Source organism: Staphylococcus sp. GDY8P54P, from assembly GCF_017892645.1.
In the GTDB taxonomy this organism is placed as follows: domain Bacteria; phylum Bacillota; class Bacilli; order Staphylococcales; family Staphylococcaceae; genus Staphylococcus; species Staphylococcus ureilyticus.
This window is the reverse complement of record NZ_JAESLN010000009.1, coordinates 358,387-371,295: the sequence shown is the minus strand read 5'-3', so window position 1 is coordinate 371,295 and position 12,909 is coordinate 358,387. Positions and strand designations below refer to the sequence as shown.

General features: G+C 32.0%; 15 protein-coding genes. 9 read left to right on the top strand and 6 right to left on the bottom strand.

Annotation, left to right across the window (positions count from 1 at the left end):
- Window positions 1-385 precede the first annotated feature (385 nt).
- The 5 genes from KA883_RS05605 (at window position 386) to KA883_RS05585 (ending at window position 4,842) form a co-directional block, all read left to right on the top strand.
- Entirely contained in the window at window positions 386-1,354 is a 969-nt protein-coding gene (locus KA883_RS05605) for an ABC transporter permease (RefSeq protein ID WP_046207409.1), read from the top strand.
- The gene (locus KA883_RS05600; protein ID WP_046207410.1) at window positions 1,344-2,303 is read left to right on the top strand and encodes an iron chelate uptake ABC transporter family permease subunit; all 960 of its coding nucleotides are present in this window, start codon (window positions 1,344-1,346) and stop codon (window positions 2,301-2,303) included. Before KA883_RS05605 ends, KA883_RS05600 begins: the two co-directional genes overlap by 11 nt.
- Window positions 2,300-3,100, top strand: coding sequence for an iron ABC transporter ATP-binding protein (locus KA883_RS05595; protein ID WP_046207411.1), 801 nt, complete (start codon window positions 2,300-2,302; stop codon window positions 3,098-3,100). Before KA883_RS05600 ends, KA883_RS05595 begins: the two co-directional genes overlap by 4 nt.
- Window positions 3,101-3,206: 106 nt before the next feature.
- Window positions 3,207-4,256: a ferrated catecholamine ABC transporter substrate-binding lipoprotein SstD gene (locus KA883_RS05590; RefSeq protein ID WP_210139899.1), complete on the top strand. Its 1,050-nt coding sequence runs from the start codon at window positions 3,207-3,209 to the stop codon at window positions 4,254-4,256.
- Window positions 4,257-4,512: 256 nt separating this feature from the next.
- Window positions 4,513-4,842: a PH domain-containing protein gene (locus KA883_RS05585; protein WP_046207413.1), complete on the top strand. Its 330-nt coding sequence runs from the start codon at window positions 4,513-4,515 to the stop codon at window positions 4,840-4,842.
- A gap of 128 nt (window positions 4,843-4,970) precedes the next feature.
- On the opposite strand, the gene KA883_RS05580 is transcribed toward KA883_RS05585, so the two are convergent.
- The 3 genes from KA883_RS05580 to KA883_RS05570 form a co-directional block, all read right to left on the bottom strand.
- Window positions 4,971-5,285, bottom strand: coding sequence for a CHY zinc finger protein (locus tag KA883_RS05580; RefSeq protein WP_210139898.1), 315 nt, complete (start codon window positions 5,283-5,285; stop codon window positions 4,971-4,973).
- Window positions 5,286-5,297: 12 nt separating this feature from the next.
- Window positions 5,298-6,221 carry a UDP-N-acetylmuramate dehydrogenase gene (gene murB, locus KA883_RS05575; RefSeq protein ID WP_046207415.1) on the bottom strand — a complete coding sequence of 308 codons (924 nt, stop codon included), beginning with the start codon at window positions 6,219-6,221 and terminating at the stop codon, window positions 5,298-5,300.
- A 124-nt stretch (window positions 6,222-6,345) separates the two neighbouring features.
- Entirely contained in the window at window positions 6,346-6,888 is a 543-nt protein-coding gene (locus KA883_RS05570) for a GrpB family protein (protein WP_046207416.1), read from the bottom strand.
- A 127-nt stretch (window positions 6,889-7,015) separates the two neighbouring features.
- Between KA883_RS05570 and KA883_RS05565 the strand changes: the two genes are divergently transcribed.
- The 4 genes from KA883_RS05565 to KA883_RS05550 all read left to right on the top strand — a co-directional run bounded on the left by KA883_RS05565 (window position 7,016) and on the right by KA883_RS05550 (window position 10,049).
- Window positions 7,016-7,903 carry an EMYY motif lipoprotein gene (locus KA883_RS05565; protein WP_046207417.1) on the top strand — a complete coding sequence of 296 codons (888 nt, stop codon included), beginning with the start codon at window positions 7,016-7,018 and terminating at the stop codon, window positions 7,901-7,903.
- Window positions 7,904-8,056: 153 nt separating this feature from the next.
- Window positions 8,057-8,377, top strand: coding sequence for a bacillithiol system redox-active protein YtxJ (ytxJ, locus tag KA883_RS05560; RefSeq protein ID WP_019469507.1), 321 nt, complete (start codon window positions 8,057-8,059; stop codon window positions 8,375-8,377).
- Between the two features lie 234 nt (window positions 8,378-8,611).
- Window positions 8,612-9,736, top strand: a complete 1,125-nt coding sequence (locus KA883_RS05555; protein ID WP_046207418.1) for a glycerate kinase — start codon at window positions 8,612-8,614, stop codon at window positions 9,734-9,736.
- A gap of 157 nt (window positions 9,737-9,893) precedes the next feature.
- Window positions 9,894-10,049, top strand: a complete 156-nt coding sequence (locus KA883_RS05550; protein ID WP_155390644.1) for a hypothetical protein — start codon at window positions 9,894-9,896, stop codon at window positions 10,047-10,049.
- A 143-nt stretch (window positions 10,050-10,192) separates the two neighbouring features.
- On the opposite strand, the gene pepT is transcribed toward KA883_RS05550, so the two are convergent.
- From pepT to KA883_RS05535, 3 genes are read right to left on the bottom strand one after another with little or no spacing between them, the layout of a single operon-like run.
- Window positions 10,193-11,431 carry a peptidase T gene (gene pepT, locus KA883_RS05545; RefSeq protein ID WP_046207419.1) on the bottom strand — a complete coding sequence of 413 codons (1,239 nt, stop codon included), beginning with the start codon at window positions 11,429-11,431 and terminating at the stop codon, window positions 10,193-10,195.
- A gap of 11 nt (window positions 11,432-11,442) precedes the next feature.
- Entirely contained in the window at window positions 11,443-11,943 is a 501-nt protein-coding gene (locus KA883_RS05540) for a threonine/serine exporter family protein (RefSeq protein ID WP_046207420.1), read from the bottom strand.
- A 14-nt stretch (window positions 11,944-11,957) separates the two neighbouring features.
- On the bottom strand, window positions 11,958-12,719 hold the full coding sequence (locus KA883_RS05535) for a threonine/serine exporter family protein (RefSeq protein ID WP_046207421.1): 762 nt from the start codon (window positions 12,717-12,719) through the stop codon (window positions 11,958-11,960).
- Between the last annotated feature and the right edge of the window lie 190 nt (window positions 12,720-12,909).

The following is a 12,909-nucleotide window of genomic DNA, read 5'->3' as shown; positions in this document are numbered from 1 at the left end:
AAAAAACGTCAGTTTCTATTGAAATTATATAGAAATTGACGTTTTTTTAATTTGTATAAGTTTCGTTCGATGTACTACAATTTACAAATTTTATGCCAATACAACTAATTCGAACACTAATTTTGTCTTACGTAATAGTTGAATGAGTGATTCAAGTGAAACGACAAAAATTTCTATAAATACTTGAGTATAAAATGAAAGTACTTGATTAAATGTATTAGTTTCTAATTTAGATATTTTTAACATAAATGGAGAATTGTTTTGATAATCTCTATTATTGCTATTGAATTTACTTGCAAAGATGATAAAATTTAATTTATAGGTATTGATAATGATTATCACATTCAATACGATATAGCGTTTATGAAAGGATTAATTACTCACTATGAAATTTTTACTAAATGGCGTTGTCTTAGCTATTATTTTATTCTTTTTAACTATCCTTTCTTTATTTATAGGCGTTAGTAAAGTATCGATTACTGATATTTTTCATTTAACGCATGAACAAATAAATATCATCGTGTCTAGTAGGATCCCCAGAACTATAAGTATTTTAATCTCTGGAAGTACTTTAGCGCTTTCTGGACTTATTATGCAGCAGATGATGCAAAATAAATTTGTGAGTCCAACGACAGCAGGGACAATGGAATGGGCCAAGTTAGGTATTTTAATATCAATGATATTTTTTCCACAAGAGAATATTATTATTAAATTAATATTTGCAGTAATATTAAGCATCGGTGGCACATTCTTATTTGTTAAATTAGTACAGTACATACGATTCACAGATGTTATTTTTATTCCACTTTTAGGTATTATGCTTGGTGGTATTGTGTCTAGCTTAGCGACATTTCTTGCTTTAAGAACGAATACTGTACAAAGTGTAGGCAACTGGCTTAACGGAAATTTTGCTATCATTACGAGTGGTAGATATGAAATATTATACTTAAGCATTCCTTTATTAATACTTACATATATATTTGCTAATCATTTCACGATTGCAGGGATGGGGAAAGATTTTAGTAATAACTTAGGCGTTAACTATGAAAAAATAATAAATATTGGTTTATTTATCACTGCAACTATAACAGCGCTTGTAGTTGTTACAGTGGGGACATTACCATTTTTAGGCCTCATTGTTCCGAATATTGTGTCAATTTTTAGAGGTGATCATTTAAAACAAGCATTGCCTCATACAGCAATGTTAGGGGCAGTATTTGTTATGTTTTCTGACATAATTGGTAGGATTATTGTCTATCCATATGAAATAAATATTGGTTTAACAATTGGTGTCTTTGGCACGATTATTTTCTTAATCTTATTGATGAAAGGAAGACATAATTATGCAGATTAGTGCTAAATCAAAGTTAATGATATTAATCGCTATCACTTTATGTGTTGCTTTAATTTATCTTTTCATCGGTATTGATTTCGAAATTTTTAGATACCAGTTTATCAGCCGTTTTAGAAAATTAGTGCTTATGCTATTGGTAGGTGGAGCAATTGCAGCTTCAGTAGTCATTTTTCAGGCAATTACAACGAATCGTTTGTTAACACCGTCGATTATGGGTCTTGATGCTGTATATATGTTTGTGAAAGTATTGCTGGTATTTGTGTTTGGTGTACAGTCTGCATTTGTTACTAATATATATTTAAGTTTTGCTACTTCACTGTTAGTAATGGTTATATTTTCACTATTACTATTTCAAGGCATTTTTAGAATTGGTGATGTGTCAATATACTTTATTTTACTCATAGGAGTTATTTTAGGCACTTTCTTCAGAAGTATCACTGGATTTTTAGAACTGATTATTAACCCTGAAGACTTTTTGGCAGTTCAGAGTTCAATGTTTGCCAATTTTGATGCTTCCAATAGTAAATTGGTGATGCTGTGCGGAGTTATATTAATGATATTAATCCTTATTACAGTGATTGCGATACCGTATTTAGATGTACTTTTATTAGGCAAAGACCAAGCAATTAATTTAGGTTTGTCTTATAAAATGGTTACAAGATTATTACTTATACTTGTTGCGATATTAGTATCCATCTCTACTTCATTGGTAGGTCCAATTACATTTTTAGGATTGTTAACTGTTAATCTAGCACACGAATTGATGAAAACCTATGAACATAAATATATATTACCGGCAACGATTTGTTTAAGTTGGTTGAGTTTATTTATTGCACAGAGTGTAGTGGAAAATTTATTTGAAGCGACGACGCAAGTGAGTATCATTATAGACTTAGTAGGTGGAACGTACTTTATCTATCTATTAATTAAAAGGAGACATGCGAATTGATACGTGTTCAAGGATTGACTAAAACGATTCAAGATAAAACGATTTTAAATGACATTAATGTAGAAATCAGTAAAGGGCGTTTAACTTCAATGATAGGTCCAAACGGCGCTGGTAAGAGTACCTTATTATCAGCAATCACACGCTTGATTGATTTCGATAAAGGAACTATTGAGATTGAGGGGAAAGCTATATCTGAATATAAAAGTAATGAGTTATCTAAAAAATTATCTATTTTGAAACAGGCCAATCATACTGAGTTAAATATTACTGTGGAGCAACTTGTTAATTTTGGAAGATTTCCATATTCAAAAGGACGCTTAAATGAGGCGGATCGAGCGCAAGTTGAGTATGCACTTGAGTTATTGAATCTTAAAGAAATTAGACATCGTTACTTAAAAACATTGTCAGGTGGTCAACGACAACGTGCATACGTAGCTATGACGATAGCACAGGACACAGAGTATATTTTGCTTGATGAACCATTAAATAATTTAGACATGAAACATTCAGTTCAAATTATGAAAACATTACGTCAACTCGCTAAATCCCTCAATAAAACTATTGTTGTTGTCATTCATGATATTAATTTTGCTTCGTGCTATTCAGATGACATCATTGCATTGAAAGATGGAGAAATGGTCAAAGCAAGTACTAAAGATGAAGTTATACAAGAAGATACGCTTAAGACACTATATGATATGGACGTTAAAATTGAAGACATTCGCGGACAACGTATTTGTGTATATTTTGATGAAGAAACAGCAGAGTATGAACTATCGATATTACAATCAGTCTAAAATGAAATGGTTGTTAATGAAGGGAGTGATGCAACTGCAACGTTGTTCATTTTAAAAGGCATATTGAAATGGTGATTAACTTTATTATTCCAGGAGGATTAAACATATGAAGAAATTTGCTTTATTTATGGTTATAGGTTTAATGTTTTTATTAGTAGCATGTAATAATGGAGGTTCAGACGACAAAAAGTCATCTGACACAAAATCAGATAATAATGAATCAAATAAAACAGTTAAGATAGAAAATAATTATAAAGCTAATGGCGAAAAGCGTGATGGCAGTGACGCAAAATCTGTAAAAGAATCAGTTGATGTTCCAGTAAATCCTAAAAATGCAGTTGTCTTTGATTATGGTGCATTAGATACATTAAAAGAGTTAGGACTTGAAGATAAAGTTAAAGCACTTCCTAAAGGTGAAGATGCTAAATCATTACCAGATTTCTTAAGTGAATTTAAAAGTGATAAATATTTAAATACTGGTAGTTTGAAAGAAGTGAATTTTGACAAAGTTGCAGAAGCAAAACCTGAGGTAATATTCATATCTGGACGTACAGCTAACCAAAAAAACTTGGATGAATTTAAAAAAGCAGCACCAGATGCTAAAGTTGTTTACATAGGCGTAGATAATAAAGATGAAGTTAAGTCGCTTAAAGCAAACGCTGAAAAAATAGGTAAAATTTATCAAAAAGAAGATGAAGTTAAGTCTCTTAATAAAAAATTAGACGATAAGATCGCAGGTATAAAAGAAAAAACAAAAGATTTAAAAGATCAAAAAGCGTTATATTTATTAGTAAATGAAGGTGAATTATCAACATTTGGTCCAGGTGAACGTTTTGGTTCTATGATATTTAATACAATGGGCTTTACACCAGCAGATAAAGAAATTAAAGAAAGTAATCATGGACAAAATGTTACAAATGAATATGTTGCAGAAAAAAATCCTGGTATTATTTTTGCGATGGACCGCGGACAAGCTGTAGCAGGTAAATCTACTGCTAAAAAACCATTGAGCAATGATGTCATCAAAGATGTTGATGCGATTAAACATAATAAAGTATATGAATTGGATCCAAAACTTTGGTACTTCTCAAGTGGTTCAACAACAACTGCAATTAAACAAATTGAAGAAGTTGAGAAAGCAATAGATAAAAAATAGTAATAGGCATAAGTGGGGATTGTCTTAATAACGTATACTAAAAGCAGTGAAAATCACTTTAAACGTGAATTCACTGCTTTTTTAATATGGTATAGTCTTGCTTACCGGTTGTTAATAAATGTGACAGGGATGCGCTTGATTAGTCTCAATTGTTTTTTGTTTGGCTCAGTACTAAAATGACATTGAGCACTTAAGTAATAAATTGAGTTGAAAACTTGTATAATGAATAAAAATAGTAAAAGAAGGTGACATAAAAATGATTTTAGATAATGTGAACCCAAATGATTTATTTCCAACAGAAAAGAAAGGTCCCAGTGTATTGGGTACGATAGAGTATTCTGTACAAGGTTCTACAGAATTTGAAGGTGCGTTTATTGCTACAAACGAACGCATTATTTTAAATGTAGATATGAATGGGGAATTCTATTATAGAAGTATAGGTTATGATGAAGTAGAGAAAATTACATACGAAGACGGTCGCATTCATTTCACATTTAATATTGGACCAATGCCGATGAAAGATATACAAAAAGGTGATGCAGAAGCGTTTGTACAATTTGTAAAGGACAAAATAAACATTCAATAAGAAGATAGTGTTTGAGAGAACGTGCCTTTACTATGTTTAAAATGGATTTACGATATTTGAATATATCAAAGAGAGAGACAGAAATTAGAAAAATAAATTTCTGTCTCTCTCTTATTGTTAAACGCCAATTATATAGAAAAGTACGTGCTGTAATGATATTTACAGCGATTATTAAAATGGGCATCACAGTTTGGACAAGCTTCAATCAACATATATGCATTGATTGTCATTTCATGTTTACATACACCACATAAAATAGCTTTTGTATTAAACGCTTCAGTTTCCCATCTCTGTATTGGGTGAGAGGTGTCTTCATTATGAGATTTATAACATGGATAATATTTATTACAGCATTTGAATTTAATTGCTATTACATCTAACGGTGTATGGTAGTGTGTACAACGTGTCTCGCTATCTACAGTTGCACCATATATTTTTGGCATCTTATAACACTCCTAACGTTCAATAGGATGCTCACCGATGATTCTAACTTCTGGATGAAGTTCAACATCAAATTTAGCTTTAACTGTTTTTTGTACGTGATGTATTAAATCTTCGTAATCAGTTGCAGTACCTTTATCTACGTTTACCATAAAACCTGCATGTTTCTTTGATACTTCTACGCCACCTATGCGATAGCCTTGTAGATTTGAATCTTGTATTAATTTACCAGCAAAATGTCCTGGTGGTCGTTGAAAGACGCTGCCACAAGATGGATATTCTAGTGGCTGTTTTGTTTCCCTTCTTTCAGTCAAATCATCCATTTTCTCTTGGATATCTTGTAGATTGCCAGGCGTTAATGTAAATGCAGCTTCTAATACAACTAAGTGTTCTTTTTGAACGATACTATTACGATAATCTAACTCAAGCTCTTTGTTTGTCAGTGTGATTAAGTCTCCTTTTTCATTAACGCATAGGGCATAATCGATACAATCTTTGACTTCACCACCATAAGCCCCCGCATTCATAAATACAGCACCGCCAATTGACCCTGGGATACCACAGGCAAACTCCAATCCAGTTAGTGCATTGTCTCGTGCAGTACGTGATACATCAATAATTGCAGCACCACTTCCTGAGATGATTGCATCATCTGAAACATCAATATAATCTAACTGGAGTAAACTGATGACAATGCCTCTAATTCCACCTTCTCGGATAATAATGTTTGAACCATTCCCTAAATACGTGACGGGGATATCGTTTGTGTAAGCAAAATGGACGATAGCTTGTACATGCTCATTTTGCGTTGGAGATAAGTAATAATCTGCTTGACCTCCCGTTTCAGTGTATGTATAGCGTTTTAGTGGTTCGTCAACTTTTATAATATTTTTTGGAACTATTGCTTCTAATTCTTTTAAGATGTCATCTTTATGCAATTATAGAACATCCTTTCCTGTTGAATTCATTTATATATTATACCAATGATTTAACTTGTTTGCTAAACAGTATATCGCTTTATTGAAAACGATTCAGTTTATTTATTCTTTTAATGATTAAACGTTAGTGATGTGTGTTCGATAAATCTTTATTAATTTCACGGAGTAGTTGTTTAAAAAGTAATTGTTTCTGATTTTCGTATTCACGGATTGGCGCTGTATCAGTTGCTAAATTGTACTTTTGTTTTCCGAAGTGAGTTGCTGAAGATGCATTGATTGTTAAATAATAATTTGTCTTCAGATAATCATTATAAAGTTGTGAGTCTATTTGAACAATATGTAATCGAGCAATTTGTTTTAAATCAATGAGATTATTAAATTGAGCCATAACTACTTTTTTGTGATATGGATGATGAAGTCTATAAAAACCTTGATAATTTAGTCTTTTTTCATCTAAAGCAGTGATATCATGTAAATCATCTACCCCTACTAATACATCTAAAATAGGTTCAGTAGGGTAGTTGAAGTGGCTAGTCCCTCCAATATGATGTGTTGTTTTTACTGGTGTATCTAAAAGGGTCAATAATTTATGACGTAGCATCTTATATTGTTTAATAAAAGTTTGCTGAACATCTTCTTTGATAAAAGGTTGAACATCCGAATACATTGAAATAAATCACTCCTTTAAATGATCAAAATAAATTGTTAAACTATAAATTCTGGAATAATATATCATATATTATTTTCAAGTTAAATAAGTTTCTGTATAATACGTAATGATAAGGAGTGCAGAAATGAAAAAATTAATGTGCTTTGTTTTATTGGTTTGTTTTGCTGTCGTAATTGTTGCTTGCGGACATGAAGGTGCCAACGAATTTAAAGATTTCGATAGCACTTTAAATGATGTAAAGCAAAAAGAAAAGGCGTTCAATAAAGAAATGGATTCTATTGATTTAGAAAACATTAATGATTTAAGTAAAACAGATATGACTGATAAAAACAAAAAAGAATTTAATCAATTGCAAAACAATTTGAATAGCAGGTTAACACCTAAATTTGAAGCATATGAGAAAGCTACAAAAAATCTGCCAGCACAGTCCGAAGAAACCAAGGAATTAAAATCTAAATATTTGACATCAATCAAAAAGAAAAAAGCTGCGATTGATGAACTTAAAACATTTGTTGATTTATACAATCAGTCAGTTAAAGCAAATGAAGATATTTTAGATTATACAAAACTTTTTGAAAAAAATAGATCACAAGTAGAAGAAAATATGAAAAAAGCTAATAATGCAGGTGAAAGTGTTAAAGGCTTTAAAGAGAAATTAGAACAAAATAATAAAGATTTAAAAAATACAGCGGAAAAAGAATCAAATGCTAGAAGTGCTAAATCAGAGCAACAAGCCATTGAAAATCAAATTATGCCATTAATAAAAAAACAAATTAAAGACTTAAACAAGGCAGAAATTACAGATGGTTATGTGAATGATGCGCGTAAAAATACGATTGAGATGTACTACAGCTTACAAAATTACTATGAAACAAGAGAAGAGACAATTGAAATTGGTGAAGCAATAGCTAAAATAGACATCAATCAATTACCGAAAGAAAGTAAAGATTTAAAACAATATGATAAGGATTTTAATAAAAAGTATGCCGAAATAAAAGGTAAATATCAATAATAAATTATTCAATTAAGTTATGAGATTTGTAATAAACTGTTAACAATAAAAAGGTAATTGTGTATAATTGGAAACAATGATATGTGAATATCATTGGAATTTCACACTTTTAGATACAATGTGGTGTGTTAAATATTTTTAGAGGTGAATAGAATGGCTATAAAGCTGAGTTCGATTGACCAGTTTGAGCAAGTTTTAGAAGAAAATAAATATGTATTTGTGCTGAAGCATAGTGAAACATGTCCTATTTCAGCCAATGCTATTGATCAATTTAACAAATTTTTATATGAAAGAGATATGGATGGTTATTATTTAATCGTACAACAAGAAAGAGCTTTATCAGATTATATAGAAGAAAAAACGAATGTAAAACATGAATCGCCACAAGCATTTTATTTTGTGAAGGGACAAGCGATTTGGAATGCAAGTCACGATCATATTAATGTGAAATCTTTGGCAGGCGCTGAAGAGTAAAAAAATAAATATTTAAAAAAGAAACGCTTGTTAAGCTTTAAGTTATATTAAAAGGTTTAGCAAGCGTTTCTTATAATGTGAAAAATTGTGTTTTGGCATGTATAATATAAAGTTGAATTAGTCATAAATCCACGGTAATTGAATATTGATCATTTTATCAGGCGTGGTATTCGCGTCAATTTAAAAATAAAGCTATGAAAAATGTAAGGTAATATGAATATTAGAGGTGACAAAATGAAAGTATTAGTAGCGATGGATGAATTTAATGGTATTATATCTAGCTATCAAGCCAATCGGTATGTAGAAGAAGCGGTTGCTAGCCAAATAGAGAAAGCGGATATCGTACAAGTACCGTTGTTTAATGGTCGGCATGAATTGATGGATTCTGTCTTTTTATGGCAATCAGGTACCAAATACAGAGTGGTTGCCCATGATGCAGATATGAATGAAGTAGAAGCAGTTTATGGTATTACAGATAATGGCATGACAATTATTGAAGGCAATCTATTTTTAAAAGGACAACGACCAATTATAGAAAGAACAAGTTATGGTTTAGGTGAAATTATACTTGATGCAATAGAAAATGGTGCTGAACATTTAATTATTTCGTTAGGTGCTATTGGTAGTTTTGACGGTGGTGCTGGTATGCTTCAAGCACTCGGAGCTAAATTTTATGATGACGAAGCGCAAGAAATCGATGTTACGCAAGGCAGTCGTGTACTAAAATATATTAGACGTATAGATGTTTCTCAAGTTAATCCAAAATTGAAAGATATGAGAATTCAACTTATGTCAGATTTTGATAGTAAATTATATGGTAAAAATAGTGAAATTATGCAAACATATGAAAATTACCAAATTTCGCATCAAGAAGCGGCTGAGATAGATAATTTAATTTGGTATTTAAGTGAGATGTTTAAAGCTGAATTGAAAATTGCACTAGGGCCTATTCAAAGAGGTGGCGCTGGTGGAGGTATAGCTGCAGTGTTAAACGGCTTATATGATGCTGAGATTATGACAAGTCATGAACTAGTGGATCAGATTACACATTTAGAATCATTAATTCAACAAGCAGATTTAATAATATTTGGTGAAGGTGTGAACGAACAAGATCAAATTTTAGAAACGACGACCGTTCGCTTAGCTGAGTTAGCTACAAAATATAATAAACCGTCGATTGCCATTTGTGCTACTGATGATAAATTTGATTTGTTTGAATCGATGGGTGTAACAGCAATGTTTAATACATTTATCGAAATGCCGCAATCCTTTACAGATTTTAAAATGGGCATTCAAATTAGACATTATACGGTTCAAGCGATTAAGTTATTGAAAACACAATTTGATGTTAATCAATAAAACAAGCATGCATCGTTGTCTATTGATGTACTAGAACGATAAAATTACTAATTAAACATCGGCAAAAGTGCCCTGAACATCTTGTACCAAGTAAAACCGCCAATTTCTGTAGATTTACAATAGAAATTGACGGTTTTTTTAATAGCGTTTGGAGATGATGAAAAATAGCACCATTATAACGATGACACCTGATGGCATTGTAGGTTTAAGCAAGCATAACATTGCAAAAGGTATGGGAACGTGGACTAGAAATGTATGCATAACCAAAATGATAAAACATAAATTAAAAAAAGAGGATGGAACAGAAATCTGATTATATTAAAAAGATTTCGTCGTTCCACCCTGGCAAATAAAAAGTGATTACATAAGCTAGCTCAAGCATAAGCCTTAATAACGCAATAAATTGAGCGGCAATATTAAGGATTACCTGAGCTAGCGCTCTATATGGTACCGATATTATTTATTATTTTGATAAGTTACTACTACTTCTTGGGCGATACCAACTATAACCTCAATCGCTTTTTCCATGACATCAATAGATGCATATTCGAAAGGACCATGGAAATTATCACAGCCAGTAAAAATGTTAGGGGTTGGCATTCCCATAAATGAAAGTTGTGAACCATCTGTACCACCACGGATTGGTTCAGTATTAGCTGGGATATCTAATTTGTCAAAGACACGTTTAGGAATATCTATAACATGTGGCATAGGTTTGATTTTTTCTCCCATATTGTAATACTGATCGTTTATTTCAACTTCAATGGGTTCATCTTCAAAATGACTATTGATATCATTTTTAATTTCTACTAAACGTTTTTTACGTAAATCAAACTCATGTTTATCATGATCACGAATAATATAGTAAAGCTTTGCTTTCTCAACATCACCATCAAATTTCATTAAATGATAAAAACCTTCATAACCTTCTGTACGTTCAGGCACCTCATTTTGTGGTAAAAGTGCATTGAATTGCTGGCCTAAAAGTACAGCGTTGACCATCGCATCTTTTGCGGAACCTGGATGAACATTCACACCATGACAAGTTACAGTTGCTTCTGCAGCGTTAAAACTTTCGTATTGTAACTCACCAAATTGACTACCATCCATTGTATATGCAAAGTCAGCATTAAAACGTTCGACATCAAATGCATGTGGCCCTTTACCGATTTCTTCATCCGGTGTAAAAGCTACTCTGATACGACCATGTTTGATTTCTGGATGCGATGTCAAATGTTTTAAAGCTTCCATAATTTCAACGACGCCAGCTTTGTCATCTGCTCCTAATAGCGAAGTACCATCTGTGATCATTAAAGTATGTCCTTCTACTTGTTTCATTGCAGGAAAGACATCTTGGCTTAAAACTCGATTTGTATCACCAAGCTGAATTGGTTTCCCATCATAACGCTCAATGATTTGTGGATTGACATTTGTGGCATTGAAATCAGGTGAAGTATCAACATGTGCTAAAAAACCGACAGTCGGGATAACTTCGTCTACATTACTTTCTAATGTTGCAAATAAATAGCCATTTTCATCAACATCAGTTTCTAAACCCAAATCAGTTAATTCATCGTTCAATAAATCCAATAAATCCCACTGCTTTTTAGTGGAAGGTGTTGAATTTGAAAGTGGATCAGATTGTGTATCAATTTTGACATATCGCGTAAGTCGTTCAATAATATCATTTTTCATAAAAACACCCCTTATGCTCTGTTATTCATATTATATGATTTCTTATATATTTTACCATTCATTTTACCAATATGTTGTTTTATGCGTGTATAAATATAATAAATAATCTCTGCACACAGAATACCAAAAGCAATTGCACCCGAAATAAGTGTTACTTCGAGAAATGTATTGACGGCATGTGTATATTGGTTACTCACTAAGTAACGTGTTGCTTCATACGCAAGTCCTCCAGGGACAAGCGGAATAATGCCAGGCACAATAAAGATGATGACTGGTCTTTTATAACGTCTACTCATGGTATGACTCATAATTGCTAATATAAAACTCCCTAGAAATGAAGCCATAACTTTGCCTAATTCTAAATCAAGGGTTACTTTATAAATAATCCATCCCATAGCACCAACGAAACCACAAGCTAAAAGGAGACGTCGAGGTGCATTAAAAATAACAGAAAATAGCATCGTTGCTAAATAACTAATAATAAACTGTAAGACATAGTAGCCAATGACCATTTGAGCACTCCTTTTTAAAATATTAATAATACGATTGCAACACCAGCGCCTATAGCAAATGATGTTAGTGCCGCTTCGACACCGCGAGACATACCAGCGATGAGTTCTCCTGCCATAAGGTCACGAATAGCATTTGTAATTAAAATACCAGGAACTAATGGCATGACACCTGCAATGGTAATAATATCTTGGTTTGCTGCCATACCTAATTTTGAAAATGAAGCTGCTATCGTAATCACAACTGCAGCACTAATAAATTCTGAAAAGAACTTTATTTGTATATAACGTTGAACAAAGTCAAAAGTTAAAAATGCACCAGCTCCTGCAAGAATTGCAAAAAAGAAGTCATTCATAACTCCACCAAACATAAATAAGAAGAAGCCACAAGCTATGGCGGCAGCAAAAAATTTAGTGATAGATGAAAACTGTAGTGATGCATGATGTAAATGTATGAGTTCAGATTTTGCTTCATCTATACTTAATTGATTACTAGAAATCTTTCTAGATAAACTATTTGTTAATGCAATTTTTTCTAGATCAGTCGTACGCTCACGTATACGGATAAGTCTTGTATTTGTACGGTTATTGAGTGAAAATATAATCGCTGTAGATGTTACAAAACTATATGTATCATCTAAGCCAAAACTTGCTGAAATTCTATTCATCGTATCTTCAACGCGATAAGTTTCAGCGCCACTTTCAAGCAATATTCTGCCTGCGATGAGCACAACGTCAATCACTTTATCTTCATCAATGATAGTGATCGAATCAGACATAGCTGGGCACCTCCTAAATTTTTCGTAAATCAATCAATAGAAAGTTTACCGTGTACGAAGGTAACTTTCAATAGTATTTATTTCAGTACAGATTGTTATTATCATTAACCACCTATATTGTAACAAACTTAAATTTATAAATGATATGTTTAATTATAAAAAATATTGAAGTCATGCATATGAGTTGTTA

Coding starts and splice junctions, on each gene's coding strand:
- KA883_RS05605 (WP_046207409.1), top strand. CDS start 386: ATGAAATTTTTACTAAATGGCGTTGTCTTAGCTATTATTTTATTCTTT.
- KA883_RS05600 (WP_046207410.1), top strand. CDS start 1,344: ATGCAGATTAGTGCTAAATCAAAGTTAATGATATTAATCGCTATCACT.
- KA883_RS05590 (WP_210139899.1), top strand. CDS start 3,207: ATGAAGAAATTTGCTTTATTTATGGTTATAGGTTTAATGTTTTTATTA.
- KA883_RS05585 (WP_046207413.1), top strand. CDS start 4,513: ATGATTTTAGATAATGTGAACCCAAATGATTTATTTCCAACAGAAAAG.
- KA883_RS05580 (WP_210139898.1), bottom strand. CDS start 5,285: ATGCCAAAAATATATGGTGCAACTGTAGATAGCGAGACACGTTGTACA.
- KA883_RS05570 (WP_046207416.1), bottom strand. CDS start 6,888: ATGTATTCGGATGTTCAACCTTTTATCAAAGAAGATGTTCAGCAAACT.
- KA883_RS05565 (WP_046207417.1), top strand. CDS start 7,016: ATGAAAAAATTAATGTGCTTTGTTTTATTGGTTTGTTTTGCTGTCGTA.
- ytxJ (WP_019469507.1), top strand. CDS start 8,057: ATGGCTATAAAGCTGAGTTCGATTGACCAGTTTGAGCAAGTTTTAGAA.
- KA883_RS05555 (WP_046207418.1), top strand. CDS start 8,612: ATGAAAGTATTAGTAGCGATGGATGAATTTAATGGTATTATATCTAGC.
- KA883_RS05550 (WP_155390644.1), top strand. CDS start 9,894: ATGAAAAATAGCACCATTATAACGATGACACCTGATGGCATTGTAGGT.
- pepT (WP_046207419.1), bottom strand. CDS start 11,431: ATGAAAAATGATATTATTGAACGACTTACGCGATATGTCAAAATTGAT.
- KA883_RS05540 (WP_046207420.1), bottom strand. CDS start 11,943: ATGGTCATTGGCTACTATGTCTTACAGTTTATTATTAGTTATTTAGCA.
- KA883_RS05535 (WP_046207421.1), bottom strand. CDS start 12,719: ATGTCTGATTCGATCACTATCATTGATGAAGATAAAGTGATTGACGTT.